Origin of the sequence: Pelotomaculum schinkii, assembly GCF_004369205.1 — a bacterium.
Lineage (GTDB): Bacteria > Bacillota > Desulfotomaculia > Desulfotomaculales > Pelotomaculaceae > Pelotomaculum_C > Pelotomaculum_C schinkii.
In genome coordinates this window covers 241,746-266,454 of sequence record NZ_QFGA01000004.1, presented here as the reverse complement: position 1 = coordinate 266,454, position 24,709 = coordinate 241,746, and the positions used below count along the sequence as shown (strand labels likewise).

32 protein-coding genes and 1 pseudogene are annotated in these 24,709 nt (G+C 42.0%); 8 read left to right on the top strand and 25 right to left on the bottom strand.

Annotated features, from left to right (window positions below):
- Positions 1 to 256 precede the first annotated feature (256 nt).
- From Psch_RS20340 to Psch_RS20315, 6 genes are all read right to left on the bottom strand, one after another.
- Positions 257 to 454, bottom strand: a complete 198-nt coding sequence (locus tag Psch_RS20340; protein ID WP_190259521.1) for a hypothetical protein — start codon at positions 452 to 454, stop codon at positions 257 to 259.
- Positions 455 to 503: 49 nt separating this feature from the next.
- On the bottom strand, positions 504 to 1,346 hold the full coding sequence (locus Psch_RS20335) for a TIGR03915 family putative DNA repair protein (RefSeq protein WP_190259520.1): 843 nt from the start codon (positions 1,344 to 1,346) through the stop codon (positions 504 to 506).
- Positions 1,325 to 2,647: a putative DNA modification/repair radical SAM protein gene (locus Psch_RS20330; protein ID WP_190259519.1), complete on the bottom strand. Its 1,323-nt coding sequence runs from the start codon at positions 2,645 to 2,647 to the stop codon at positions 1,325 to 1,327. The genes Psch_RS20335 and Psch_RS20330 overlap by 22 nt, the downstream gene beginning before the upstream one ends.
- Before the next feature lie 168 nt (positions 2,648 to 2,815).
- Complete coding sequence (locus Psch_RS20325) at positions 2,816 to 3,079, bottom strand: helix-turn-helix domain-containing protein (RefSeq protein WP_190259518.1); 264 nt, start codon at positions 3,077 to 3,079, stop codon at positions 2,816 to 2,818.
- A gap of 14 nt (positions 3,080 to 3,093) precedes the next feature.
- Positions 3,094 to 3,759: a GOLPH3/VPS74 family protein gene (locus Psch_RS20320; protein WP_190259517.1), complete on the bottom strand. Its 666-nt coding sequence runs from the start codon at positions 3,757 to 3,759 to the stop codon at positions 3,094 to 3,096.
- A 123-nt stretch (positions 3,760 to 3,882) separates the two neighbouring features.
- Complete coding sequence (locus Psch_RS20315) at positions 3,883 to 4,317, bottom strand: VOC family protein (protein ID WP_190259516.1); 435 nt, start codon at positions 4,315 to 4,317, stop codon at positions 3,883 to 3,885.
- 302 nt (positions 4,318 to 4,619) lie between these two features.
- On the opposite strand from Psch_RS20315, the gene Psch_RS20310 reads away from it, so the two are divergent.
- Together Psch_RS20310 and Psch_RS20305 are read left to right on the top strand one after the other, a co-directional pair.
- Positions 4,620 to 4,973, top strand: a complete 354-nt coding sequence (locus tag Psch_RS20310) for a DUF4258 domain-containing protein (protein ID WP_243124267.1) — start codon at positions 4,620 to 4,622, stop codon at positions 4,971 to 4,973.
- 4 nt (positions 4,974 to 4,977) lie between these two features.
- Positions 4,978 to 5,226, top strand: coding sequence for a type II toxin-antitoxin system MqsA family antitoxin (locus Psch_RS20305; RefSeq protein WP_190259515.1), 249 nt, complete (start codon positions 4,978 to 4,980; stop codon positions 5,224 to 5,226).
- 121 nt (positions 5,227 to 5,347) lie between these two features.
- Here the strand turns inward: Psch_RS20305 and Psch_RS21310 are convergent, their stop codons facing one another.
- From Psch_RS21310 to Psch_RS20275, 6 genes are all read right to left on the bottom strand, one after another.
- Positions 5,348 to 5,638 carry an NAD(P)H-dependent oxidoreductase gene (locus Psch_RS21310; protein ID WP_243124276.1) on the bottom strand — a complete coding sequence of 97 codons (291 nt, stop codon included), beginning with the start codon at positions 5,636 to 5,638 and terminating at the stop codon, positions 5,348 to 5,350.
- A 118-nt stretch (positions 5,639 to 5,756) separates the two neighbouring features.
- A complete protein-coding gene (locus Psch_RS20295; protein WP_190259514.1) occupies positions 5,757 to 6,071 on the bottom strand; it encodes a type II toxin-antitoxin system RelE/ParE family toxin in 315 nt (104 codons plus the stop codon).
- Positions 6,058 to 6,330 carry a type II toxin-antitoxin system prevent-host-death family antitoxin gene (locus tag Psch_RS20290; protein ID WP_190259513.1) on the bottom strand — a complete coding sequence of 91 codons (273 nt, stop codon included), beginning with the start codon at positions 6,328 to 6,330 and terminating at the stop codon, positions 6,058 to 6,060. Before Psch_RS20290 ends, Psch_RS20295 begins: the two co-directional genes overlap by 14 nt.
- Before the next feature lie 171 nt (positions 6,331 to 6,501).
- Positions 6,502 to 6,915, bottom strand: coding sequence for an iron chaperone (locus Psch_RS20285; RefSeq protein WP_190259512.1), 414 nt, complete (start codon positions 6,913 to 6,915; stop codon positions 6,502 to 6,504).
- 546 nt (positions 6,916 to 7,461) lie between these two features.
- Complete coding sequence (locus tag Psch_RS20280; RefSeq protein ID WP_190259511.1) at positions 7,462 to 9,159, bottom strand: FAD-dependent oxidoreductase; 1,698 nt, start codon at positions 9,157 to 9,159, stop codon at positions 7,462 to 7,464.
- Between the two features lie 124 nt (positions 9,160 to 9,283).
- On the bottom strand, positions 9,284 to 10,546 hold the full coding sequence (locus Psch_RS20275) for a YeeE/YedE family protein (RefSeq protein ID WP_190259510.1): 1,263 nt from the start codon (positions 10,544 to 10,546) through the stop codon (positions 9,284 to 9,286).
- A gap of 298 nt (positions 10,547 to 10,844) precedes the next feature.
- Here Psch_RS20275 and Psch_RS20270 point away from each other — a divergent pair, with 298 nt between their 5' ends.
- The gene (locus Psch_RS20270; RefSeq protein ID WP_190259509.1) at positions 10,845 to 12,092 is read left to right on the top strand and encodes an IS110 family RNA-guided transposase; all 1,248 of its coding nucleotides are present in this window, start codon (positions 10,845 to 10,847) and stop codon (positions 12,090 to 12,092) included.
- A 296-nt stretch (positions 12,093 to 12,388) separates the two neighbouring features.
- On the opposite strand, the gene Psch_RS20265 is transcribed toward Psch_RS20270, so the two are convergent.
- The 3 genes from Psch_RS20265 to Psch_RS20255 are packed head-to-tail and all read right to left on the bottom strand — an operon-like array spanning position 12,389 to position 15,099.
- Complete coding sequence (locus Psch_RS20265; protein ID WP_190259508.1) at positions 12,389 to 13,213, bottom strand: ABC transporter ATP-binding protein; 825 nt, start codon at positions 13,211 to 13,213, stop codon at positions 12,389 to 12,391.
- A gap of 21 nt (positions 13,214 to 13,234) precedes the next feature.
- On the bottom strand, positions 13,235 to 14,281 hold the full coding sequence (locus Psch_RS20260; protein WP_190259507.1) for a taurine ABC transporter substrate-binding protein: 1,047 nt from the start codon (positions 14,279 to 14,281) through the stop codon (positions 13,235 to 13,237).
- A 35-nt stretch (positions 14,282 to 14,316) separates the two neighbouring features.
- Complete coding sequence (locus Psch_RS20255; RefSeq protein ID WP_206663809.1) at positions 14,317 to 15,099, bottom strand: ABC transporter permease; 783 nt, start codon at positions 15,097 to 15,099, stop codon at positions 14,317 to 14,319.
- A 371-nt stretch (positions 15,100 to 15,470) separates the two neighbouring features.
- On the opposite strand from Psch_RS20255, the gene Psch_RS20250 reads away from it, so the two are divergent.
- Together Psch_RS20250 and Psch_RS20245 are read left to right on the top strand one after the other, a co-directional pair.
- Positions 15,471 to 15,959 (top strand): ATP-binding protein, encoded by a 489-nt coding sequence (locus Psch_RS20250; protein WP_243124265.1) that lies wholly within the window; start codon positions 15,471 to 15,473, stop codon positions 15,957 to 15,959.
- Positions 15,956 to 16,846 carry a LysR family transcriptional regulator gene (locus tag Psch_RS20245; protein WP_190259506.1) on the top strand — a complete coding sequence of 297 codons (891 nt, stop codon included), beginning with the start codon at positions 15,956 to 15,958 and terminating at the stop codon, positions 16,844 to 16,846. The genes Psch_RS20250 and Psch_RS20245 overlap by 4 nt, the downstream gene beginning before the upstream one ends.
- A gap of 20 nt (positions 16,847 to 16,866) precedes the next feature.
- On the opposite strand, the gene Psch_RS20240 is transcribed toward Psch_RS20245, so the two are convergent.
- Genes Psch_RS20240 through Psch_RS20230 form a run of 3 tightly spaced genes read right to left on the bottom strand, consistent with a single transcriptional unit; the run spans position 16,867 to position 18,046 of the window.
- Entirely contained in the window at positions 16,867 to 17,385 is a 519-nt protein-coding gene (locus Psch_RS20240; RefSeq protein WP_427910128.1) for a YeeE/YedE thiosulfate transporter family protein, read from the bottom strand.
- 28 nt (positions 17,386 to 17,413) lie between these two features.
- Positions 17,414 to 17,638, bottom strand: coding sequence for a sulfurtransferase TusA family protein (locus tag Psch_RS20235; RefSeq protein ID WP_190259504.1), 225 nt, complete (start codon positions 17,636 to 17,638; stop codon positions 17,414 to 17,416).
- 18 nt (positions 17,639 to 17,656) lie between these two features.
- Positions 17,657 to 18,046: a YeeE/YedE thiosulfate transporter family protein gene (locus tag Psch_RS20230; RefSeq protein ID WP_190259503.1), complete on the bottom strand. Its 390-nt coding sequence runs from the start codon at positions 18,044 to 18,046 to the stop codon at positions 17,657 to 17,659.
- A 42-nt stretch (positions 18,047 to 18,088) separates the two neighbouring features.
- Between Psch_RS20230 and Psch_RS20225 the strand changes: the two genes are divergently transcribed.
- Both Psch_RS20225 and Psch_RS20220 read left to right on the top strand, forming a co-directional pair.
- Positions 18,089 to 18,415, top strand: a complete 327-nt coding sequence (locus tag Psch_RS20225; RefSeq protein WP_134220455.1) for a transposase — start codon at positions 18,089 to 18,091, stop codon at positions 18,413 to 18,415.
- Between the two features lie 41 nt (positions 18,416 to 18,456).
- On the top strand, positions 18,457 to 19,347 hold the full coding sequence (locus Psch_RS20220) for an IS3 family transposase (protein ID WP_134220456.1): 891 nt from the start codon (positions 18,457 to 18,459) through the stop codon (positions 19,345 to 19,347).
- Here the strand turns inward: Psch_RS20220 and Psch_RS20215 are convergent, their stop codons facing one another.
- The 5 genes from Psch_RS20215 to Psch_RS20195 all read right to left on the bottom strand — a co-directional run bounded on the left by Psch_RS20215 (position 19,348) and on the right by Psch_RS20195 (position 22,782).
- Entirely contained in the window at positions 19,348 to 19,569 is a 222-nt protein-coding gene (locus tag Psch_RS20215; protein ID WP_134220457.1) for a hypothetical protein, read from the bottom strand.
- Positions 19,570 to 19,695: 126 nt separating this feature from the next.
- Entirely contained in the window at positions 19,696 to 20,046 is a 351-nt protein-coding gene (locus Psch_RS20210) for a YeeE/YedE thiosulfate transporter family protein (protein WP_190259502.1), read from the bottom strand.
- Positions 20,047 to 20,927: 881 nt separating this feature from the next.
- The gene (locus tag Psch_RS20205; protein ID WP_206663804.1) at positions 20,928 to 22,001 is read right to left on the bottom strand and encodes a DUF1841 family protein; all 1,074 of its coding nucleotides are present in this window, start codon (positions 21,999 to 22,001) and stop codon (positions 20,928 to 20,930) included.
- A 40-nt stretch (positions 22,002 to 22,041) separates the two neighbouring features.
- Positions 22,042 to 22,320: a hypothetical protein gene (locus Psch_RS20200; RefSeq protein ID WP_190259500.1), complete on the bottom strand. Its 279-nt coding sequence runs from the start codon at positions 22,318 to 22,320 to the stop codon at positions 22,042 to 22,044.
- 105 nt (positions 22,321 to 22,425) lie between these two features.
- Positions 22,426 to 22,782 carry a hypothetical protein gene (locus tag Psch_RS20195; protein WP_190259499.1) on the bottom strand — a complete coding sequence of 119 codons (357 nt, stop codon included), beginning with the start codon at positions 22,780 to 22,782 and terminating at the stop codon, positions 22,426 to 22,428.
- 107 nt (positions 22,783 to 22,889) lie between these two features.
- Between Psch_RS20195 and Psch_RS20190 the strand changes: the two are divergent.
- Positions 22,890 to 23,303, top strand: a pseudogene (locus Psch_RS20190) (SDR family oxidoreductase); the annotation flags it as partial.
- A gap of 167 nt (positions 23,304 to 23,470) precedes the next feature.
- Here Psch_RS20190 and Psch_RS20185 read toward each other — a convergent pair.
- Positions 23,471 to 23,641 (bottom strand): hypothetical protein, encoded by a 171-nt coding sequence (locus Psch_RS20185; protein ID WP_206663803.1) that lies wholly within the window; start codon positions 23,639 to 23,641, stop codon positions 23,471 to 23,473.
- 343 nt (positions 23,642 to 23,984) lie between these two features.
- Positions 23,985 to 24,704: an ATP-binding protein gene (locus Psch_RS20180; protein WP_282432498.1), complete on the bottom strand. Its 720-nt coding sequence runs from the start codon at positions 24,702 to 24,704 to the stop codon at positions 23,985 to 23,987.
- Positions 24,705 to 24,709 lie beyond the last annotated feature (5 nt).

The following is a 24,709-nucleotide window of genomic DNA, read 5'->3' as shown; positions in this document are numbered from 1 at the left end:
CCGACCACTGAAATGCTATACCTTGATAATCTTCCAGTGTGCCGGCAGTGGTCGGTCTCCACGCAAAGGAAGAGGCCCAGGGTACCCTTTATTCCTTAAGATGCAGATAGTACCAGATGTAAAAGGAGAGACTTAGCCGACTTTGCCCATTCTTTTATTGAATTATTCAATTCTTCAACGGTCGAGTTCAATTGTCTTTCAAATATTCTCCTTTGATGACCGTCAATAACAAGGTTAGCACAGGTTTCCAGCAGGCTCAACCGCCAATCGGACCATCCGTCGTAGATTTTTCTTGCAGCTTCATTGAGGAGCTTTCAATAACTCCCCCGATATCTCCACCGGAATCATCGGCGGACTCCAGCAGGGCGAGCATTTGGTGAAGAACACACAGGTAAAGTTCCAGCGATCTTTTATAATCACCTTCGGTTGCAGTCTGCTCCGCTCTTTCCAGCACATTAGCAAAAGGGTTACTATCTTTTGATGCTATACCTGGAGCTTAAATGTCAATATAGTGGGGGGTGCATTTTAATAAAGTCGGAGCCGCCGTCAAGAAGTTTTTTACCGCCGGGATATGCCGACATTGGCAGGGATTCCTGCGGGCGGTTAAATTCAGTCATGTATTTCCAGTAGCGCTTTGGCATATGACTCATACGGCACTGGGGGTTGTGCCGCCCCTTCACCTCAATCGTCTCGTAGAAGAGCCGCCACAGCTCGCGGAAAGATTGTTCCTTTTTATCAGGTTCGGGCAGTACCAGATCTTCAACAGCAATGATTGCGGACTGGTAAGGGTGGTACGCCAGCGCCATACCATGGGTTTTGTCAAAAATAAAAAAGCTTTCCTCCGGATAGCGTTGGCAGAAATGCTGCCTCAGCAAAGGAAGTACATAGTTTTTAGGCTCTATTTCGCCTACGAGGACGTTGTGAAAAACAGAAAAGCGCAGGAACCCTTTCAGCAGGTGGCTTTCGTTTTTCAAATGCTTTACGGCTTTAAAGAGTATATGCATTGCGTCATTGGCCAGGATAGCCATCACGGAGGGGCCGTGACAGTAGCCCATGCGCATAAACCGCAGGATATGCAGTTCCTTTTGAGGAAGACAGGTTAAAAAGGCATGCCGCAGGAAATCCAGGGCCGCATGCCCCATTTTTTTCGGAATAGAGGCCAGCACCCGGTTTGCTTTCTGCGGATCGGTCATAATTTCTTTAACCGGAAAGAGTATGGCTTGCGGTATGTCCGGTGTTAAAATCTCCGCCGGCATTTCTCTCTTGTCATAACTCTCAAAGACACAGCACAGCAACCCATTGAAGCTGCCGTCGTAAAGATAAATCATATTTGACCGGTCAAGCATTTCTGAACATCCTCCTGACAGGATAACGACTCATCAAAAAGAGAAAGCTGCTCCGCTGCCGGATGCGGGGGGGAATTCTCGTTATACATGCCCCAGGCTTTTTCAGACATCAAAGCCCTCAGCACCGCATCCCAAGTGATTTTCAGGCCGTCCGCGATTTTACCACCGCAGGTGATGAAATACTGGGCGCGTTTAAGTACGACCCCCAGCTTTCTGAGCGCGTCGAAATTGAGAGCAGCGGTGCGGCGGGCAGTTATAATCCGCTTAACACTTGTTACACCGATGCCCGGCACCCGGAGCAGGTCGTTATAGGACGCACGGTTTACGTCCATTGGGAAAAACTCCATATGGTTAAGGGCCCAGTTGCATTTGGGATCCAAATAGGGATTAAAGCTTTGGTGCCGCTCGTCCAAAAGTTCCCGGGCGGTAAAACCGTAAAACCGCAGCAGCCAGTCCGCCTGGTAAAGGCGGTGCTCCCGCAGAAGCTGCGGTTTTGTGCCTATGGCCGGCAAAATGGCGTTTTCAGCTACCGGCATATAAGCAGAAAAGAAAACCCGGTTTAGCTTGTATGTTTCATATAGGCTTTCGGTTAAATTTAAAATCTGAAAATCCGTGTCCGGCGTGGCTCCTATAATCATCTGGGTGCTCTGTCCAGCAGGGGCGAACTTTGGTCCGTGCCGATATCTTTTCCTGTCTGAGGAACTCTCTTTTATGTGGTTATGAATGTATCCCATCGGCCCCAAAATAGCGTGCTTTGATTTGTCCGGGGCCAGCAGCCGCAAACCGTTTTGAGAGGGAAGCTCAATATTCACGCTTATCCGATCCGCCAGCGCGCCGATTCGGTCAATCAGTCGGCTGTCGGCACCCGGAATAATTTTGGCGTGAATATACCCGGCAAAACGGTACTCCTCCCGCAGTATGCGCAGAGCCTCCAGCATTTGCTCACAGGTATAGTCGGGATTCTTAAGCACACCTGAACTCAGAAAAAGACCTTCAATGTAATTGCGACGGTAAAAATTGAAGGTCACTTCCGCCAACTCACGAGGTGTAAAGGTTGTCCGCGGCGAGTCGTTAGAACGGCGGTTGACGCAGTATTGGCAATCATAGACGCAAACATTGGTCATAAGCACCTTTAACAGCGAAACACATCGTCCATCCGCCGCAAAGCTGTGACATACGCCGCAGGCCACTGCGCTGCCAATACCCCCGGCAGCCGCCTTTCTATCCACTCCGCTGGAAGTACAGGCCACATCATATTTTGCCGCACCGGTCAATATTTTCAGCTTATGAAAAACATCCAACCCGCTCAACTCCTTACAGTCTTTATCATATTACAGAACATATGTTCTGTAAAGAAATTTGTTACATCCTGAACTTTATAAGAACTCCGATTTAGATGCATCTATGGAAAACGGGCTTTCTGAAATTGCTTTCAAAAAGCCCGTAGACCTGTTTTGACGTATTATACTTTATTTTGTTTGGTTGAGAATATCTTTAATTTGCGGAATGGTTTTGCCTTCCGCTCTCAAACTTTTAATGTAGGAAATACGCTGGATCGTATCGACACGTTTATATCTTCTCGTTAAATTTTCTTCCGCTTGTTCAAAAACTAACATGCCTTCTTCGGTATAAAATTTGAGTGTGCTGTATCTCACGCCTGTTAATCTTACCAGTTCTCCAATCGTAACGTATGGAGAGCTCTCTATCACTTCTATGCTTCTCTGCCTTGACACGATACAAAACTCCCTTAATGCGCTGTCGATATCGCGGCAACGGCAGTAACAGCGATAATCATATCAACATAATCCACCATTTGCTTTACCAACTGATTGGAAGGAGCTTCTTTGATTTCTTTTAAACGGGCCTTTAATTGTTCAGACTCATATTTAGAAAAATATTTTTTTATCTGATGGCTTTTTTCCAGCAGACTAACCAGTGCCACTGTTTCATCGGATATGGTTCCGTTTTCAAGCAACTCCGCTCTTATCTTTTGTATCACTTTATCAACTTCGTCCGGATTGGGGATAAAATAAAATTTATTGCCGAAGATGCCGCCTTTTCGAGAGGTCACACAACCTCTGTCAGCCAAAGAATTTCCAATATCCGTTACCAATGCATTCAGTCTCTTATCGGTAAAGGTCAGGCTATATTCCTGAGTAATTTTTTCGATTTTCATTGGTTTGGATGTATTGAGCCAGTCAAAAAGAGATTTCAAATGGAATTGTTTCTCGCTTAAATTGCCTATCACGCAAACCTTATTCTTTTCGTCTATTTGAATACAATTGCTTGCTAGCAGTTCGGTTAACCCGCCTGCCAAAACACAAACGGGAATTTCTGTACTAAGTGCAGGGAATTTCCCTTTTTTGTTTAAAGAACATAATACATATTCCTGAGAAATTGACAGATCTTTCATGGTATTATCTCCTTATAGATTAGTTATTACTTATCACTTACTACTTATGATTTAACTATAGCCTAAAAAATCAAGTTGTCAATAGATGTATTTTCTCCATAAGTTATTTCATGAAAGCACCCACTATTTCCCTAATTTCTCCTCCATGATGCCGCAGCGCTCCTCAAAGCTAACCTCGCGCACGATTTGATGGAGCATCCACATATAGCCGAACGGGTCAGTAAATATCGCGTTTATCACACCGAAATCGTCAAGCTCGGTGATTGGCTGTACTTCAATGCATCCTGCATTAAGCGCCTTTGAGAAAGTTTCTCTTATATCGGATACGATGATGTTGCACCACATAGGCTTGGGATCACTGAGTTTCGGCGCTACAAGCATAAAGTCAGGGTTTTCATCAAGCATGTGAAACCGCGTGCCATACATATTAAAAACAGCCTCATTTTTCCCTTTGCTGTAAGCTGTGACCTCAATGCGCTCCACATTAAAAATTTTTTCATATAAACTTAACGCTTTTAGGCTGTCGGATACGATCATATCGATTTCTACACCTATCATCGATAAACTTCCTTCCTTGATATTTTAGAGATATTATACTATTTTTTCTAAATTTTTATCAATGACAAGCTAATGTATCCTTAATCTACTCATCCAGCGTCCAATTTATTTCGCACACATAACACATGAAACAAATGACCAAGGTGATGCGCAATCTCGATAAAGCTTGCAACCATCTTCCTCTGGCGAGGCGGACAGCGTTGCAGGCGGCGGGTGCGCTTCCGGCAGGAACAGCTTGAACACAATAAACCATCGGCTACTCCAAAATATCGGCATAATCATAAAGCAAAGGGACTTAAACCGTGAGTGTTCAAATCCCTTTGCTTTATATGTGGGACGATACATTGGATATCTTGAAAATCCGTGATAAAATACTTAAAGGTGAATGGGTTTTAAGCCGTCACGCCAGAATAAGGGCAGGACAGCGATGCATAAGAGATTTTGACCTAGTCATCGCCATAGCGAATGGAGAGATTATTGAAGATTACCCTGAAGACCAGCGTGGCCACAGTTGTCTTGTGCTGGGTCATACTAAAGATGGTCAGCCGGTACACTCCGTTTGTGCTTTTGACCCTTCAGGCACCTTTGTTATAATAACCGCATATTTTCCCGAGCCTCCCAAGTGGAAGGATCCTAAAACACGTGGGGTGAATTGACAAAATGATTAAAAAGTGTTTCTTGTGCGGCGGTAAAACGACCAAAAAATTGATTACAGCTGAAAACTGGTGGGGTAATGATTTGACATTGATAGAGAACGTTCCCTCTTGGGTTTGCGATAATTGTGGTGAGCAGTATTTTGAGCCCGAAGTGTGTGAAGAACTGGATCGTTTACGCAAGACTCCACCTGCCAATAAAAAATTAATTCAAATTCCTGTTTACAACTTTCCAAAAACAGGACATCCTTATTAAAGAAAGCCGGTTTAAGCTCCGGCTTTTTTGTTTCATATAAGCCTTTTAAAGAGGAAATTACCCTTATAAGCTCACTACTGGTAAATCCAGTTTTACTGTGATCTATATTCTCTAACAACTTTCAATGCCGGACAGCGGCCCGGCATTGGAAATGGGGCAACCGCACCGGGAATATGGTAGTAGGTACAGCAGCAATAACCCTACTGGGAACAGGAGCAGCCGCTCCTGAATGTACTGCAAGGCCCCGCTTTACCAGACCCACAAGGATGACCGAGCACGGCCAGACACGGCCGCGCCATAAAGCAACACTAAAGAACAACCGGTCCAAAAACGCGGTAAGTTGGCCGGTCGGTCCTGCATAATATACTGGCGATCCAATCACGATCGCGTCGATACTGTCCAGTTCCGCCATCATAATATATAAATAAACTACATTTTCTTGTGCATTTTAACAAGAAAATGTAGCTTTTAACATGGAAAGTTAGGTAACAAAAGATGCCTCTTCATCAATATGTATATAACCAATAGTTCTATAAAATATTTTGCCACTCTCTGCGGTTATAGAGGATACGCAGTACATGGACTTCGCACTTTGCTTCGTTAACAATATAGAATGCGATATAGTTTTCAACCAACAGCTTGCGGACTCCAATTGCGGCATACTGTTGATCCTGAACAACGCTGTGCCGCAACGGCATTTGACTCAGTGTCAGAATCTGCTCCTTGATTGATATGTAAATTCGCCTGGCAATCACAGGTTCTTTTAGCGTGGCAGTTATATAACGGAGAATACCTTGCAAATCCCTCTGAGCGGGGAATTCGATGACAACCTTATATTCTGTCAAAGCCGAATTCCCTCTCAATCTCAGCAAATACTTCCTCTGCCGGACGGCCTGTTCCTTTTTTCATGGATGCCAGAGCTTCGTCAAGCAGGCGGGACAGTTCGTATTTTCCGCTCAAACGCTCATACTCGGCATTTGACAAGATAACCAAATCGCCTGTACCATTCTTGGTGATAAACACCGGCTCGTTATATTTGTTACAAAACTCTGAGATTTCATTGTATTTATTGCGTAAGTCTGAACTTGGCCTGATAGTGGCCATAACAACACCTCCTATCCGCTTTGTACTCATATTTTATCAAAATATTGATATGTTGTCAAAATAAATATATATGCTTATGTAATAAAACCCAGAATCAAAAATTGCTCAAACAAATTCTTAAGGTATACAAGGTTTCCCGAGGGACTTACGGTAGTCCAAGGAGGTCGTTTTTCATTTCTGATCCTCCTCCAACTGTTGTACCCGCCAGCGTGTGATGTCGGCGATTAACTCATAGTCAATCGGCTTGCCGAGCGGCAGTTGTATCGCGCCTTTGGAGGTCTTGTAATCCTTCAACCGCTCGGAGAACACGCCGACCGCCTGGCCCCCTGGATAAATGCCGATATGTTTCCTCGCCGCCGCGAAGTGGATAAGGTTCTCGCCCTGCCAGAACGTAGGCATCTGCCACGAGACTTTCTCTTTGGCGTTCGGCGCGGCGGCGCGTATCGTTTCGCGGATTTGTCGCAGGAGTGGCTGAACGTCCTCGGCTTGCGCGGCGATGTAGTCATCAATTGTTGCTACCGAACCGCAATAATGGTCTTGATTCGTGTTTTTGAAGCTGCGTCCGCATTTCGGGCATTTCCACATTTTACATTCCCCTTCTTTATTTATTATCTCCCCAGTTTTTCTTTCAAAGCTGTTTTCACCCTTTTCAAATCGCTATCGGACAAGCCTATGTCATCTATAAAACAAAGGCACAAAAAACGAGGGTAAAAAACCCCGAAAAGGCGGATGCCATGCGGCTTTGACCGCATGGCATCTATAATCACCTAAATTGATGGTGGAGGCGGTCCGTACCGTTTCAAATCAACAGTAGAAAAACATAAGCTAAAGAGTTATCTTCCCCAATTAAACCCAGAGCATGGTACCTCCTGTAGCTCATCGACTAAGATATACCCAACTTTTCGGTCTGATAGCCGGTAATAATAAATTCCCTTACGCAGCACGGATTCGCGACTTTTTAGTACCTACATCATAACCAAATAGACATAAAAAAGCGAGTAGAAAACTACTCGCTTATTGCTTCCATATATCTGCTGAGAAGAATGGTTTATTTTAAACCTTTAATTCAACATTAATACCGCTAAGGCAAATACATCTATCCTGTTCTAATTTTTCTCATCAAATCAATCTTTATTTGAAGTTATATTCCGTAACGATCTTTTCCCTTCCGCTTACCTGGTCTTGATAATATTCGTAGCAGCATATTCCAAGATATGAACCGGATATGTTGATTATATTGTTATACCCAAGATTTTGGAGTGCCATAACTGCATTGTAGCTTCTCTGGCTGGAACGACAATGTAGATATACCGGCTCATCTTTTGGAATTTCATCCAGTCTCTGCCTTATTTCACTTAATGGAATGTTGATAGCATTCTTAAGGTGTCCTTCTGCATATTCATCTTTCTCTCTTACATCTACGATAAATTCATCATTTTCCACCAATTCTCTAACCTTGGTCACTGGAACTTGTTTAAACCTTCCGTACAGGAGGTTGAGTCCTACTAAAGCTGCATGATTCACTACATCCTTGGCGGTACTGAATAAAGGTGCATAACATAACTCCAATTCCTTTAAGTCTTCCAACGTTCCACCCATTGTAATCATTGTGGCAATTACATCTATCCTCTTATCTACGTTCCCTTTTCCTATTGCTTGAGCTCCAAGTATTCTACCTGTTGGATATTCATATATAAGTTTGAAATGCATCGGACAGCTATCCGGCATTAATCCCACTTTGTCTCCCGGGATTATATATACGAAATCATAGGAAATTCCTGCTGCTTTTGCAGTTTTTTCATTCAACCCTGTGGATGCGGCTCCTAAATCAAATACATGAACTACAGATGAACCTATTACACCCTTGTTATTGTGGGGAATGTTATACATATTGTCAGCTGCTGCTCTGGCTTGTCTTTGTGCCGGGCCTGCAAGGGCTAACCTTGAAGGTTTATGGGTCAATCGATTATAAACCTCTATAGCATCGCCTACAGCATAAATATCTTTATCATTAGTCAAATAGTTATGGTCAACCTTGATGCCGCCTGTTACCCCGATTTCAAGTCCTGCTTCCCTGGCAAGACGGGTTTCAGGACTAACACCAATTGCCATCACAACTACTTTTGCAGCTACCTTCTTACCTGACTGTAATTCTAGGGAGTCTTCATTTATTTTCTTCAATCCATCACCTATTATTAGGTTTACTCCCTTATCTATCATTTCCTTTTGAAGTATCTGAGCCATGTCATAATCAAAAGGCGCCATTATCTGGTCAAATGCTTCTATGAGGCTGACATTCTTACCGGCCAAACGCAAGTTCTCTGCTGCTTCCACACCTATGAATCCACCACCAACAACTGCCACATCCTCAATATTGTACACAACAATATAGTCATGGAGTTTCTTTATATCTACTACATTCCTTACTGTGAATACATTGGGTCTGGTTATCTCTTCAATGCTTTTTGGGAGAATTGCGCTAGCACCTGGAGATAAAACCAGTTTATCATAGGGCTCTTCATATTCTTCTCCAGTAATCAGATTTTTTACTACTATCTTCTTTTCTTCTCTCTTTATCTTCGTAACTTCACTGTTAACTCTTGCTTCAATGTTGTATTGTTTTTTAAACTTCTCCGGACTCATCATAACTAAATCATCACTGTTTTGTACAATACCACTTAAATGAAACGGTAACGAGCAGTTAGAAAAAGATACATGAGGGCCCCTATCAAACATGATTACCTCAGCCGCCTCATCGATTCTGCGTGCCCTTGCTGCAACTGAAGCTCCTCCGGCTACTCCCCCGACAACGAGTATTCTCTTGCTCATAATAATGACCTCTCTTTTATTAGAACTATTATTTTTATCTATCTCAAAAATCAAAGCTTGGACATGCAACAGAAATTTACAGCCATGCAACCGCGAATAGTTTATAATCCCGTTAATTATTCTACTATCGTGCAAATGCCTTCTTGGCAAGTATATTTCCTGTGATTGCACCTAAGACCAGGAATATTAAAAAAATCCAACCTGAAAGTGAAAAGTTTGCAATGGGTGTATACAATGCACCCACATTGCATCCGTTTGATAGCCTTGTACCAAACCCCATAGAGAGGCCGCCTAACGCGAACAGCAATACTTCTCTTAGTGTAATATGCATCTCTGACATGAATATCTTTTTGAATACACCGGCAGTTAACAAATATATGGCTGTTCCGAGTATTATTCCAAAGTTCTGTACTGAAACGGCATTTTGAAAGAACGGCTGAATAAAGGCATCCGGTTTCATTTTGGCAAAGGCAGCAACTGAATCTGCAGAAACTCCAAAAACCATTAGGACTTTACCAAACCAAATTCCATAAGGTGTGGATGCTCCCCATCCTGCTTTAGTAACACCCATTAATATGGCGAATAATATACTGAGTGCTATAGCCCCCTGCTTCAAAGTCCAGGGTTTCACAAAATAACGATTATAGGTTGCTTCACTAAATAACTTAAATTGTTTGCTATCGAACTTTTCATCCAAATCCTGAGCTATTTCCGTGTTGTGGCCAGTGTATGTGTTATTCTCCTTACGTCTTCTTTCATAACAATATGATATATAGACAGCAATTCCACAAAATATTGCTGTTAATACTAATGCGCCAAGATAACCGTTAAGACCATCCCATTTGAACAGGTCCGGAAGGAATACACCTTTTGCTAATTTTTGGCCTACCGGTGATGTAAACCAGGATTGCTTGACCCAGGATGCAGTGTTCTGTACAGGAAATCCTAAATAGACTCCTAAACCGAAGAACACCAATGTAACAAAAGCTCTGGGCAGGCCGGTTACAAGGTCGGTAAGCACTCCGGAGGCGCAGCAGGATGAAAGTGCCATACCAAATCCAAACAGCAGTCCACCAAGAAGCAAACCAAAATTAATTGGATTTATCCAGAGGCTATAGGTAGTTGGGTCTGCCTTAAACAAAAAAGCAGTTGTTAATATGCACGAGATAAAAAACATAAACATCATTGTTCTCATTAATTTTGTTGATCCGGTGTTGAAGGCACGGTTGACACTGCCTGCAAATCCTGTGTAAGCCCTCATCAATGAGTAACCAAGCCCTATACCTATTACAAGCCTAAATAGCATGTCCGGTTTTAAGAATGTCGTGCCTATTAATAATGCTAAAATGATCACTATAAATCCTAAAATCTGTTCAGCCTTTTTCATGTTTATACCCATTCCTTTCGCTTCGCTCAAGGCACAAAACGGAATGAAATCCGTTAGCCTTGAGCGATTTTTTTGTATTCTTAAGTTACAGGGATACAAGCACACTACAAATCACGCGGAGGTGAGTGGGCCGCCCCAATTATGAGGTGACCGCATGTTTATATGTGTAGATGGCCTTTCCAAGCACAAATAAGTGTGACTTCGAGCACGCAGACTTATCTTTGTATAAACAACTCGTTTATTGCTGGGCCATCAGTCCCTGCTGACTATCCCTGTATATCTTGAAAGGAGTTTCCCTATGGCTTTAAAAATTGTCTACCCGATCTGTTGTGGCATCGACGTTCATAAAACCTTCGTTGTGGCCTGTATCGCTTCCACCAACAGCCAAGGCGTCACGACCTACAAACGCCATCGCTTTTCAACCTTTACCAAAGGATTGAATGAGCTGTCACAGTGGCTTTGTGAGCATGACTGCAGGGATGTGTGTATGGAATCCACCGGGAAATACTGGATCCCCGTGTTCAATATTCTGGAGCCTTCCTGCAACATCACGCTGGCTCACCCGAAGTACGTCAAGGCCATTCGTGGCAAAAAGACAGACAAGAAAGATGCTAGGTGGATTGCCGATTTGTTCAAGCATGACCTTGTTGCGGCAAGCTTTATGCCTCCCTTGCCCATCCGGCAACTGCGCGACCTGATGCGCTACCGCTTTAAACTAACAAACTTTTCGTCAAGTGAGAAAAACCGGTTCCAGAACAGCTTGACGGTCTCTAACATTCAGCTTGGAAATGTCGTTTCCGATACGTTCGGCAAAAGCTCCATGAATATTATCGACAAGTTGCTGGACAATCCGACCGATACGTCTTTTGACATCGAAGCGCTCATTCACGGCTCCTTAAAAGGGAAGATCCCAGAATTGGAACTCGCGATTGACGGGCTTATTACGTCCGAACAGGCCGGTAAAATCAAAGTCATTAAACAACACTACGAAGACCTCGAATCCCGCAAAGCAGATCTGGAAACCATTATCCTTTCTCTTGCCGAGTCCTACTCCAAAGAGATCAACTTGATCTTGACTGTTCCGTCCTTCAAAAACCTGTTTTCCGCCATTGCCGTGGTTTCGGAAATCGGTGTGAATATGGATGTGTTCCCGACAGCCAAGCATCTGTGCTCTTGGGCAGGACTTACACCCACGAACAATGAGAGTGCCGGCAAGAAAAAGTCAGTTAGGATTTCGAGAGCCGGCTGCTACATCAAGCCTCTTTTGGTACAGTGCGCCACCGCTGTAGTCAAAAGCGAAAAACATCCCGAAATCCGAAACCGCTACTTACAACTAAAGAGGCGCAGAGGCCACAAACGCGCCATTATTGCGATAGCAAGAATGCTGTTAACGGCCATCTATCACATTTTGAAGAACCAAGAACCCTATGACCCTGTTTTGTATAAAACCTCTGATGTTCGTCCAGTAAACCGTGAAATCACGGTAGAACAAGCAATCTTATTGGCTCAAGCTCAGGGGTACCGAATAATGACTGTCGCAACCTGATCTTTTTCACTCACAAAAAATACATAAATTGCCATTTAGTCGTCTTGTGAACGGCTTATTTGGCATGCTCTTTTCCCTGGTTACATGCGTTTGCTAAGGATTTCAGACTTTCCCTCCTAATACCTTAATTGTGATCTGTTATCTGGGTTATCCACAATCACTGAACAACATTTAAAATTAGGATCACTTCCTCTCAAAGGATATTCATATCATTTCAAAATGTCCAAACCTATCACTGTCATAATAGCTAGCTAATTGACTACCACTATGACAGTTAGACAAACCTGGACACAAAATTAACGTTCAGGTGATGAAAACTTCAGCGCTTCACTTTGGCTGTTAATAATATTTAAAATTTCTTCCCTGATCTCCATATATTCCGGTTTATATCTTGCCTTTTCATGCCCCACACCGGAAATTTGATAAGTGAAGCTTGTTTGAAATTCCTTAAGAATCCTGCCCGGCCTGCTTGACATTACTATAATCCTTGTGGCAAGAGCTAAAGCTTCATCAACATCATGGGTGATAAGGAAAACTGTATTTTCTGTTTTGGTCCAGATTTCTCTTATCAACGTCTGCATATTTTGCCTTGTTAAAGAATCTAACGATCCAAAGGGCTCGTCCATTAAAAGCATCCTCGGCTTATTCACTAAAATCCTGGCAAGAGAAGCTCTTTGCTTCATACCTCCGGATAGTTCATAGGGTTTATGCCTTTCAAAACCCTTCAAGCCGACAAGTTCAAAATACCTGTTTGTCAATTCTTCAATCTCATTTTGGGGGAACTTTCTCATTTTAAGGCCAAAACCAATATTGTCTTGAACATTCAACCAAGGATATAAGGTAGGACTTTGAAAAATAACCCCTCGATGCCAGTCAGGCCCATGGATAGGTTCATTGTCCATCCTTGCTTCACCAGCAGATGATTGAAGAAATCCTGCAATAATCTTTAATAAGGTACTTTTGCCACAGCCTGATGGGCCAAGTACGCATAAAAACTCCCCTTCTTTAATGCCTAAGTTTATGTCTTGAAGGGCGGTAACTCCCCCTTTTTCACCGGAATACCTAAAATTTATATTCTTTAATGTCACAACATAATTTGCTTTATACTTTCTTTCATCCATACAGAATTCTCCATTCGCGTTCTATTTTAAAGCGTTTTCTATATAGGATGGATTTACAGCCTGCTCAAAAGTAGATAGTTTTGGTTCAGATACAAGGCTCTTTTGTTTATACAGGAAATCAGCTGTATCTTTTAATGAGCCTACTAAATTCCCCTTTTTAGAGCTTGTTCCAAAATAAGCAGGGTCTAACTGTTGTTCAGCAGTAAGCCAGATGGAGCCTTTAGTCTGTTTTAGCGCCTCTTCCTCCGTAATGTTTAAAGCCTTTGCAATGGTTTTAACAGCCTCAGCCTGGTTTTGATTATAAAGATTAACAGCTTTGTTTAGAGCTTTAATATACTTTGCTACAATATCGGGGTATTTCTTAGCGAAATCCTTTCTAACAATTTCTAGGTTAGATGTAACCACACCATTTGCAGCCAGATCCTTACTCGAAATTACCGTTTTACCATCCTTTAAAAGGTTAGAAAGTGTAGGCTCCCATGCATATGCTGCGTCAATGTCTCCTCTTTGCCATGCTGCATAAATATCAGGCATTTGCATATCAAGCAGTGTTACATCTTTTTCAGAAATGCCGTTTAACTCTAAAGCCTTTAACAGGCTATAATGTGCTGTTGAAGCAAATGGTGTTGCTACTTTTTTACCTGCGAGATCCTTTATTGAATTAATATCTGAATTGTTTTTAGCTACCAATCTTTCTGCATTACCTAAAACCTCATGTATCCAAATCAACTCGGCATCCATACCGTTTGCAATCCCAAGCGTTGCAGAAGATGAGCCAAGCAAGGCAAAATCAATACTCTTTGCAACCATCGCATTTCTTATTTCACCTGCTTGAAATTCAATAATGTTCACCTTAACTCCAAGCTCTTCTTCGAAAAAACCCTTTGCAATTGCGATTTTCTCATCATTAGGCATCTGTTGGGTCCCTATATTTACGACTTTCGGTTTATCTGATGAAGCATTATTTTGATCTGGATTCTCCGTAGTCTTTTTTGAAGCTCCACATCCTGCTAACATCACTATTACTGTAAGCATGATAACACTTGCCAATGTCCTTTTTAATTTCATAATAAATGCTCCCAATTCTGCCCTAGTGTTTACGGTTATTCTTTCCCTTTCCAGGGAACAACCTTGTGTTCAATAACTTGTATACTTTTATCCAATAAAATACCAGTAATACCCATTATGATAATTCCTAAAAAGATAATGTCACTTCTTAAAAAACGGCTTGCATCTAATACCATCCAACCCATACCGGACCTTGCTGCAACCATTTCAGCCGATACCAGAGTGGTATAACCAACGCCTAAAGCCGTTCTTAATCCTGTAAACATATCCGGTAAACATGCGGGGAATATTACGTGAATAAATACTTGCCACTTGTTGGCGCCTACTGTATATGCGCTATTGATGTAATCTTCTTTTATTTTTATCACTGCGGACACGCAGGAAATGTATATGGGTGCAAAACAAGCTAAAAATAAAAGCGCAATCTTAGATTTATTTTCAATTCCCAACCATAAAACCAAAATTGTGTAGTAGGCTAGTGGCGGAAGTGGCCTATAAAATTCTATTACCAGTTCAAATATAGCTCGTACTTTTGCATTATAACCACTTGTAAGTCCTAAAGGTGCTGCAATGACAGTAGCCACAAGGAAAGCAATAACAAGCCTTTGTATACTTGCTCCTATATGCTGCAGTAATGTATAATTCTTATACCCGTTTTGTATAATATCAACTAAAGCAGTCCATACCGATTGTGGTGATGGCACTAATTTGGGATCAACCCATATAAATGTTGTTGCTACAAACCATATAACTAAAATAACAACTACTGTCCCAATGGTTAGTATTTTTTCAGAAGTATTTTGCTTATTTGCGATAATCCTCAAACACCCCTATCCATTCATTAAAACTACTTATATAGCTTTACCCCAGTTAATGGACACGGTAAATGGAGGAAACGCGATATTAGAAAGGCCACAGTCTTGTTAAATTTATGATATCCCAAGAATAACCCAAACTTTAAAAAAGCAAGGTGTTACCTGTGAAACTATCTGAAAATAAGAGAAAACACGACGTTTTCTGTGTCAATTTTAACGGAGCAAGCCTAATAGCAACCGATTAAACTTTTTTGTGAATTCTATCTCAATCTTCATGTTATTAATGGTAAAATAAGTTGTGTTTATTTTTATTGGACCTGATAGTAAAATAGAGAGTAGATAATGAATGTAATATGCCGTCGTGTGCATGTTAATTGCCGAGATTGAGCAAGCTACCGCTGAAATTGTGCATGGCCGACGTACGGATTGTACTTCTCCCAAAAGTAACGGACACGATCCGTCTCATCAAAAATGCAGGCTTTGCTATCAGCACAGCCTGCATCAAAGACATCAAATACCACCCCGACCGAAAGTTAGACAAGGCCCAGATTACAAGGCTTGCTGCCTGCAACTATATCCAGGGATACCACAACATCATCATTCCCGCAGCCACAGGCAGTGGCAAAACCTTCATCTCCTGTTCTCTGGGAATGGCGGCCAGCCCAATTTCTACGCCCGGGCATGCCTGTTCAATCGTATGGTCAAGGTTCTCATTTATTATGGGGAGAAGATGTTTAACGGCAAGTGAAGATATGCACAATCCTTGGGAACGCATGCACAACATCAAATACTCAAGCCCCACTCACGCAACGGAATATGCATATATGCGGGGTATTCCACTCTGGGGATGTGAAACTACATGAACTTTGAATATCTTAAGTCGTTTTACTCAACTGTCATACACAATAGTATCTCAAAGGCAGCAGCTGACCTTCATCTTACACAACCTGGGCTTAGCATGCAAATTAAGCATTTAGAAGGGGAAATCGGAGCAAAGCTTTTAATACGAAGCAATAAAGGTGTTGAGCTTACAGAAGAGGGGAAAGTAGTATATAATTATGCAAGTACTATTTTATCCATTAAAGGAAACATAGAAAGAGACCTGAAGAACTTGCAAGAGAATAATCCAAAGCTAATTATCGGATCTTGTAAAAGTGTAGGGGAGTATGCACTCCCCTGTAGTATATATATCTTTAAAAAACTTCATAATGAAGTGGATATAAGTATTGAATTAATGAACTCTACTGAAGTTATAGAAAAGCTGCTTAACCATACTATTAATATTGGAATCATTCAGGGTAATCCCCAAAAAGGTAATATAGTCACCAAATATTTGGCTTCGGATGAACTTGTATTAGTAGGCAGTGCTTCCAACACCAATAGAGTGATTACCATAGAAGAACTAAAAGAAATGCCATTAATTTTGAGAGAAAAAAACTCCAGCACAAGATACCTGGCGGAAAAAGCGTTACAAGAAGAAGGGGTCAATACAGAACAATTAAATGTTATATATGATTTAAATTCACCTGAAGCAATTAAATCTTCTATTTCTGCAGGAAAAGGCTTTTCATTTTTACCCAAACTGATTATTAAAAAAGAACAAAAAGAAGGTTCCCTTGGACAAATACAGGTAAATGACCTTAAGATTACTTTTGATTATTATATAGCCTTTAGAAAAGACTATGTTTTTACTCAGTATGAGCAATTGTTTGTGGATTTCATTGTTTCAAATAAAAGGGGGTTTTGCTAAAAGAGCATGTCCCATTCTACTTATAATAAATATTTTATTAAAATCTTAGTTCCTAACCATGCACCTAAAACAACAAAAATCCAAAAGACCCACGCATGCAGGGAAAATGACGGAATCCCGCTAAAAAAACTTCCAATATTACAGCCGGCAGCTAGTCTTGCACCATAACCCATCATAATTCCCCCTATAAGAGCAAACACAACCTGTTTTATATTCTTTGCTTTTCCTATTTTAAATTGGGAAGCTAACAAGGTTGCAAGCAAGGAACCTACAATGACACCGACATTTAAGATAGTGTATTTGTTAATAAATATATTATGGTTTAAAATTATTTCTCCATATTTAGCATGATGAAGTTTAAAAAATTCCCATTTGAATGGTTCAAATCCGGCCAATTCTAAAGCTCCGGCGCCCCAGAGCAAAAAACCACCAGTAACTTGCCACACAGTGCCGCTAAGAGCCAGTAAAACTACATTAAGCACTCCAAGCAAGACTCCACCCACCCAATAGGTCCAGGGTTTTTTTAGGCATTCCATCATAGACTTTACCCAATCCTTTCTGTGAGTGTTATGGTTTTTGAATATATACTTCCCATTCTCCATTCTCTGTTTCAACTAGTTTTACTTGATAGTTGTTCTGCTCTGCCCACTCCACCATAATAACTCCAACACAACTTTGATCCGAATGTACCACCAAAATGTCCCCGGAATTCATTGTTCTTAATTCCTTCATGGTCTTAATCAAAGGAATAGGACACGCCTCATACAAACAATCAAGATCCCTTACCGCCATGAAATGCCCTCCCATAATTTATCCTTGAACACTCTTTTTTTCATACCAGGCTGCAAGCTTGTACAATCCTACCAAAACAATTATCTGCACTATAACAACAACTTCTAAACTTATATGCTCCGGAAAATAAACTACCCTTGCTTTACTAATAATGTTGTCATACCAAAAAGAATAATTTTTAGCTCCAAGTGTAGTTCCAATAAAAAATCCCAACAGGGCAACCCACGGCAAAACATGTCCTTCCCCTATTCTCATGAGCACACCTGATGCGCATCCTCCTGCAATAGTCATCCCAATACCAAAGATAAAGGCTCCAATCATTGTATGAAGGCCTACAGGATTTATAGCTCCCGGAATAAGAGTATAATCCATGGTATCTATTAAGCCCCTTAATTGAGTTTGAGCCATACCCCCTTATTAATATAAACTAATATTAACGGAGGGGTATGGATGAAACGTAAAAGATATCCTCAGGATTTCAAAGAGCAGCTTGTTAAAGAAGCCCAGGAAGTCGGTAATGCTCTTTCAGTTGCCAAGCGGCACGGAATTAGTGAAAAATCATTATACCGCTGGATTCAAGAATCTAAATACAAAGCTTGGAAGGAAACGGATGGAAATGCTAAAAAGGTAGCGGCATACATTCCATCACCCCAGGAATTCAAGCAAATAGAAAAGGAAAATAACACTCTTAAGAAGTTGCTTGGTGAAAAAGATTTAGAGATTTCCATACTTAGGGACCTGGTAAAAAAGACTCGCCCGGGCTATCCGACAGAATAGAAATAGCCAACAAGTGGATTGCTCGGGGACATGCATGCAAAATGGTATTGAAAATTGTTGGTGTTCTTGAAGCAACTTACTACCATCGAAAAAAATCAGAGAGTCAGACTTCCAAAAAACATAGCCCAAGAAGCGGAAGGCCCAACACCATATATTCTTGGACAAAGGACCGGCAGCTGGTAAGTGATGAACAAATCAAGGAATGGTTGATGGAACTGGTTGCCGGGGAAGAAAGTACTTACGGATACCGGAAATTAGCTATTTGCCTGCGCCGGCAGCACAACCTGATAATTAACCATAAAAAAGTTTACAGGCTTTGCAAAGAGCTAGATATACTGGCGCCACAGCGGCGGATTAAGGTTAATCACCCCAGACGCTTGGCAGCCAATCGCCAGATTACAGTCTCTGATCAACTATGGGAAGTAGACTTAAAGTATTGCTACGTTGCTAAAGAAGACCGTTTTTTCTACCTGATGAGCTTCATTGATGTTTATGACCGAATGATTGTAGATTACCACCTGGGACTATCTTGTGAAGGGAAACATGCCGCCCAGATCCTGCAACGGGCTTTGTGGAAACGGCAGCTCTTTGAAACTGATATCCGACCAGTCATCCGAAGCGATAACGGTCCCCAATTTATAAGCCATGTGTTCGAAGAGGCCTGTGTGAAATTTACTGTCGAACATGAGCGGATTCCACCTAAAACACCGAATAAAAATGCCCATATAGAGTCTTTTCACGCCTTACTTGAGTTAGAATGTTTGAGTCGGTACGAATTTTCATCATATCAAGAAGCCTATCAGATAGTTAGTGAATACATTCAGTTTTATAATGAACGGCGTATACATGGTAGCTTGTATGACTTTTCGCCTTACGAATTCCGGCAGAGACTGCGTGCAGGTGAACTCAAACCCTTTATCATTAGAGTTTAGCTAATTGCCTCTTAAGATACCGGATGCCGGGACCAGAGCTTGTTCCCCTTTAATTAAGAGGTTTCGCCTTGACCATTTGGCCCAGACATGGCTGGCAACCGCGTAGCGGCTTGGCCTTGACCGCCGTGGCAGAATACTAGACCGGGGGCGGGCGAGATAATCAATGATACCGTCTACCGTACCCTCGCCCGCCCCTGATTCGACAACCTCACGGCGAGTCAAGGCTTGCCAGTCATGTCGCCTTAGCTGTTCACAATAAATGAATTGAGGCTTATTGGTTTTCCTGTTCCGTGAGCAATATTTATTAATTCTATGTAAACAAGAGAATAAGGGGAGTAGACTCTAAAATTAGGGATTTAAACCGGTATTATTCTTTAGGTATCCATATTGAATTATGGCAAACCCTATAGTACTTATCATCAAGGAAAGGAGTAATGCCCTCATCAGCTTTGTATTTTTTATAAGAAAAGGATCTCTAAAGGCTCCTGCAAAACAAAATCTAGAGTACCTTAAAACAATTCCAATTGCTATACCTACAATCCAAAAGACAATATCGCTATGATTATTTCTCCAAAGGAACATTGACAGAATTGATACAATTATCAATATTATAACAACATATGGAATCTGGTTCTTTTTCTTAATTTTTTCTGTCCTCCGGCGTTCCTGTATCAGCGCCTCCATTTCATTTGACAGCATAGTTATCACCCTTCCATATGAAATTTTTTCACATCAATCAATTAAATACAGTATATATTTATGTTAATGAATAATCCCAGGCATAACTGTCCAAGCACATTAAGGTTGTCAGTTACTAAACAATTATATCAAAAATCTTAACCTGTATATAGATTGCATTGATTGGAATGTATTGCAAATAACTCATATGCTGCCAGCTATAGTTTTTTACCTCCGGACACATTTCTTCATATACCAGTAGAATTTATTACATTAAGAGTAATCAGGAAGAGGGCGTGCCGAACATATACATTAATACTGTTATAATATAAACGTCTGGGCTATAAGTCTAAATGCTTTGCTACGGGCTCTTTTCTTATTAAAAAGGAAGCATAACTCTGCCAAATGGCAGAGTTATGCTTCCCAGTCACATTTAAAAACCTTGATTTTACTGGTATATTTGGTGGAGGCGGACCGTACCGTTTCAAATCAACAGCGGACAAACATAACCTTAAAGAAACCCTGAAAGCCCGTCCTAGCTGACGTTTGCAAGCTGCAAATGACAGCTAGGACGGACCGTCTTTAAGACTGTTGCCACCACCATACCTTCGCTGAGGCGACGGCCACGCTGGCGTCGAGATACTATTGGTTCTATATCTACAAGGCAACTATTTTCTACACATTACAATTCTCCCTAATCTATGAGTAAGGGCATTTGAAACAGATTTTTCAAACTACTGCTCTGCCAACTTCCGGTTAATCCAGAATCCGAATAAATTCCGAATAAAATTTTAAACTGCTGCCATCGTTATCAAAGGGTGTATTTTGTCCCTTTAAAATGGCCACGAAAAAATAGCAACCTTTCTTTTGCTTTGTTTACTTCTGGATTTAAATTCTGCATATTATTCTAACTCTGTAAGATCTTCCAATAAACTCCGGGCAGCATCAAAGGTCTCCCGGTCTATCAGGTCCCCTTTTACAATTAAGGCCTGTAATACTTCTATGGCCTCTTCAGTTCTATCTAATTCATCTAGAAACATGGCATATCTATAGCGTCCAAAATGCCAGTCGGGTAATTCAGAAAACATCCGCTGGTATTCCTTTTCAGCTTCATCCTCTTTACCAGCGACTGCCAGCATGTCTGCACGGTTGCACCGGCAAAAACCACTTTCTTCATCCGTTTTCGCCAGGGCCAGCAGCTTTGTCGTTACCCATTCACCTTCATTAGACAACTCATCATAATCCAAGCACAATTCCTCCAGGTCATGAAGAGCATTATTTAGCAAACCTTCGTCATTAACCTGTTCCGCACAGGCAATGTTTTCCTTGAATACCGCCACTGCTCCTTCAAGATCACCGTTTTCAGCCAGGTACCAGGCGATATGGTGCCTGTTTTCCATTTGCACCTCCGGACTATCCGGTGTTTGACTTAACAGGTAATCTCTCGCGGCATAAGCTCCCTGTCCCAGTATGAGCAAACCGGCACTGTGGTTTACCTCCAGATACTCCCTGATTTCTTCACAACATTTTTTATATTTTTTGCCGCTTCCGCAAGGGCAACGGTCATTACGCCCCACCTTTCCGAGCGTACGCCCCAGAATCCCCATCCGGTTTACAAAACTCTCTTCATTAAAGGGTTCCTTTTCTTTCAACGCTTTAAATATATAGGGTATCAGCAGAGAAGCTACGGCTGCCCTGGCCGCATGACCGGAGAATCCTTCCTTTACTAACCTCTCCACCGTTACCTTTGTTTCCGGTGGATTCTTATCCTGCACTTGTTTTTCCACGACAGCTTCCAATAAAACATGCAGTACCGGATTTGTACCGTTAATATCTATTGGAGAGCTTAAACTAATCCTGTGCTCCCATAAGACTTTTAATTCCGGATGCTCAGATAAAATAACATCAATATAACAGTCTTCTGTAAAGTCCTTGGCAAGCTGAGACGCTAAATCTGTGGTTACTTCATTCTGCAATTCCTTTACCCCCAAGTGGTCTAATTCCATTTAATCTTCATTAGATAAAACAAACCTCATCAATTTCATAGTCATCATGGCATGAAGCTTCCCCGGTAATACAAGTAAAACACCCGTTCCAACCGACAAAAGCTGACCCTATGGCCCAGATGGGTTGTCCACAGTGAATACATTTTGCTCCAGCCGCTTTCCTTTTAACAGCTTGTATAATTAACCTTCTGACCTGCTCCGGTTTATCTAACGGATTATTTCTGGCGTGAAGTTTTGTAAACTCTTCGAGCGAGATCGATACAAATTGCGAATGCTTATTAGCTTTCAATCTTATTTTTCCTCCTCGTCTTCCAGCCCATAAGCGACATCCAGAGCCTTTTTGCTCACTTCACTGTAACTTTTTTCTATTAATAGGTTAAACGTCTTTTTATCTTTAACCAAACCGTGCTGCCCTGCCCAGGTCGGCCAGCAGACGCTCCTGCGGGTTTTCAAATTTGCGGCCCAGGAGCCTCAGCGAAGTTTTCGATTCTTTCCACACCACTTCAGCCGGGATTAATAGGCTGGGATCGTCACTCGCCTGCAAATGAAAAGAAAGGAACCAGTCACGATTTTCATCTTTACGTTGTCCTCTGTGGATTCCTTTTTTTTGCGGCTTTTGCCCTTCATCTACCGGATCTGGCGGCGGCTCCAGCCTGAAACAAGTACGGAAACCTAAACCCCCTGTTTGCCCGGACAATGATTTAACCCAGGCTTCGGCTTGTCCGGCCAGTAATTTGCCCTGCCCCGGCAAGTCGCCGGTCAGCAGCGGGCTGTCAGAAAAAAGAGCTGCCAGCCACTTTAATTTCGACAGTTAAGGAAATATTCCTGTGAATCCCCCAACACTTAGTCTAACGGCTTGAAACAAAAGCTGACTTCATCATTAAACGCAACATACGCAAAGAAAAGGCAGAAACATGGTTGGCCATTGCCCAGCAAAACGGGCCGGGATGTATCGAACGCGAAGAAAGCTATACTGCGGCCAAGGGCGGTCTCGCGGCACTGACGCATGCAATGGCGATAAGCCTTGCCGGAAAGGTTAGGGTGAATTCCATATCGCCGGGCTGGATAGATACAGCGTTTACAATCTACAAAGGCCCGGATGCTTATCAGCATCCGGCAGGAAGAGTAGGTAACCCATTGGACATTGCCAATATGGTGCTTTACCTCTGCAGCGACAAAGCAGAGTTCATTACAGGCGAGAACATCTGTATTGATGGTGGTATGACTAGGCAAATGATCTATCATAATGACTTTGGCTGGATTCTGAAATAACACTAATTTATTTTGAACAAAAAAAATACGATAAGGCTCCAACCCAGGAAAATTCTGTCCTCTTAACAAAAACTCTTGCAGTCGAAATAAAGCCCGGGAAAGAATAACTCACGTTTCGATTAGCCAGCACCACAGCTAATGTCGTACGAATTAAATTTGGGGTTATTTTAGAAAACTGAGATTTCATAATCAATGGCTTCACTACCTACCAAGTACCATTTACCTGTTTCACAAGCAGAAAGAATTGACAAAACAGCTTCAGATTCAAGCCGGATCCTCTCTTGGGTCTGGTCATCAAACGGACGGTTCAGACAACATACATCAAGGTAAATCATCATTATCCACCTCGTATAACCCATTATAACATCATGATAATCTCCATGCTACAACGAGACTTCAACAGTGTAAGACTTGTTTTTTTCAATACTTATCCCCCGAAACCGATTACACTGCCGAAGGTAAGAGAGCTCTATGCCGGGAGGCGGGGCTGCTGGATGACGATATCTCCTCCAGTGTAACCATGGGCTTACACGTGTGCCCGGATGACCCAGGGTTCTCACTTTTTGACTGTGCTAAATGCTACCGACAGCCCCCTGATCTGTCCCCTGTGTCAATGGCACTTGAAAATTGACCCTTTTTGGCATTTGAATTTTGACCCCTACTTAGTTCAGACAGAATAAATTAGGTGAGGGTATCCGATAGGCCACCCCCTTCTGGAGGTGTAATATCCAGCGGCTTTTTGATTATCCCGGCACGTTGCTTCTCTTTTAACCGGTAAGACTCGCCTTTGACATTTATGACAGTGCTGTGATGGAGTAGACTGGTCATGATTATTGACCCTTTTTCATATCTCCTGGAGATAAGCTGGAACAGTAGGTGTGCTCCGTGGACATCAACTGGCACATAGCCGATTTCATCAATGATCAACAGCCTGGGCGTACAATAGAATTTAAGCTTATCCTCTAAACGGTTTTCTGTGTAAGCCCTATTCAAGGCAGCAATCAGAGCTGCAGCAGGGGTAAACAAAGTCCGGTAACGCTTCTGGATGGATTTAAGCCCCAGGGCCACTGATAAATGCGTCTTCCCAGTCCCAGGGGGCCCTAAGAATACTACATTCTCGGCTCTTTCAATAAAAGTACAGGTCGCCAGTTCCCGGATTATCCTTGGTTCTATGGATGTAAAATCAAAGGCCTCAAGGGTTTTAACAAAAGGCAACTTGGCCATGGTGGTATTCAAAGCTATCTGTTTTTCAAACTTTAGGGCAATTTCTTCTTCCAACAGCCTGTCCAGAAAATCCGTGTAACTAATTTCATTCTTGCTCGCTTCCTGAAGTAGAGTCTCGAGGCGTTGACCTGTCCTGTTCATTTTCAACTTTTTCAAGTTTTCCTGAAGCCTTAGCAGTTGAG

Excerpts from the sequence above, each read along its gene's own strand:
- Psch_RS20240 (WP_427910128.1), bottom strand. The coding sequence starts at position 17,385 with ATGATGGAATGCCTAAAAAAACCCTGGACCTATTGGGTGGGTGGAGTC.
- Psch_RS20285 (WP_190259512.1), bottom strand. The coding sequence starts at position 6,915 with ATGTGGAAATGCCCGAAATGCGGACGCAGCTTCAAAAACACGAATCAA.
- Psch_RS20230 (WP_190259503.1), bottom strand. The coding sequence starts at position 18,046 with ATGGCTCAAACTCAATTAAGGGGCTTAATAGATACCATGGATTATACT.
- Psch_RS20290 (WP_190259513.1), bottom strand. The coding sequence starts at position 6,330 with ATGGCCACTATCAGGCCAAGTTCAGACTTACGCAATAAATACAATGAA.
- Psch_RS20315 (WP_190259516.1), bottom strand. The coding sequence starts at position 4,317 with ATGATAGGTGTAGAAATCGATATGATCGTATCCGACAGCCTAAAAGCG.
- Psch_RS21310 (WP_243124276.1), bottom strand. The coding sequence starts at position 5,638 with ATGGCGGAACTGGACAGTATCGACGCGATCGTGATTGGATCGCCAGTA.
- Psch_RS20275 (WP_190259510.1), bottom strand. The coding sequence starts at position 10,546 with ATGAAAAAGGCTGAACAGATTTTAGGATTTATAGTGATCATTTTAGCA.
- Psch_RS20270 (WP_190259509.1), top strand. The coding sequence starts at position 10,845 with ATGGCTTTAAAAATTGTCTACCCGATCTGTTGTGGCATCGACGTTCAT.
- Psch_RS20305 (WP_190259515.1), top strand. The coding sequence starts at position 4,978 with ATGATTAAAAAGTGTTTCTTGTGCGGCGGTAAAACGACCAAAAAATTG.
- Psch_RS20320 (WP_190259517.1), bottom strand. The coding sequence starts at position 3,759 with ATGAAAGATCTGTCAATTTCTCAGGAATATGTATTATGTTCTTTAAAC.
- Psch_RS20265 (WP_190259508.1), bottom strand. The coding sequence starts at position 13,213 with ATGGATGAAAGAAAGTATAAAGCAAATTATGTTGTGACATTAAAGAAT.
- Psch_RS20185 (WP_206663803.1), bottom strand. The coding sequence starts at position 23,641 with ATGATGATTTACCTTGATGTATGTTGTCTGAACCGTCCGTTTGATGAC.
- Psch_RS20220 (WP_134220456.1), top strand. The coding sequence starts at position 18,457 with ATGGTATTGAAAATTGTTGGTGTTCTTGAAGCAACTTACTACCATCGA.
- Psch_RS20335 (WP_190259520.1), bottom strand. The coding sequence starts at position 1,346 with ATGCTTGACCGGTCAAATATGATTTATCTTTACGACGGCAGCTTCAAT.
- Psch_RS20280 (WP_190259511.1), bottom strand. The coding sequence starts at position 9,159 with ATGAGCAAGAGAATACTCGTTGTCGGGGGAGTAGCCGGAGGAGCTTCA.
- Psch_RS20245 (WP_190259506.1), top strand. The coding sequence starts at position 15,956 with ATGAACTTTGAATATCTTAAGTCGTTTTACTCAACTGTCATACACAAT.
- Psch_RS20260 (WP_190259507.1), bottom strand. The coding sequence starts at position 14,281 with ATGAAATTAAAAAGGACATTGGCAAGTGTTATCATGCTTACAGTAATA.
- Psch_RS20210 (WP_190259502.1), bottom strand. The coding sequence starts at position 20,046 with ATGCTGTCAAATGAAATGGAGGCGCTGATACAGGAACGCCGGAGGACA.
- Psch_RS20235 (WP_190259504.1), bottom strand. The coding sequence starts at position 17,638 with ATGGCGGTAAGGGATCTTGATTGTTTGTATGAGGCGTGTCCTATTCCT.
- Psch_RS20225 (WP_134220455.1), top strand. The coding sequence starts at position 18,089 with ATGAAACGTAAAAGATATCCTCAGGATTTCAAAGAGCAGCTTGTTAAA.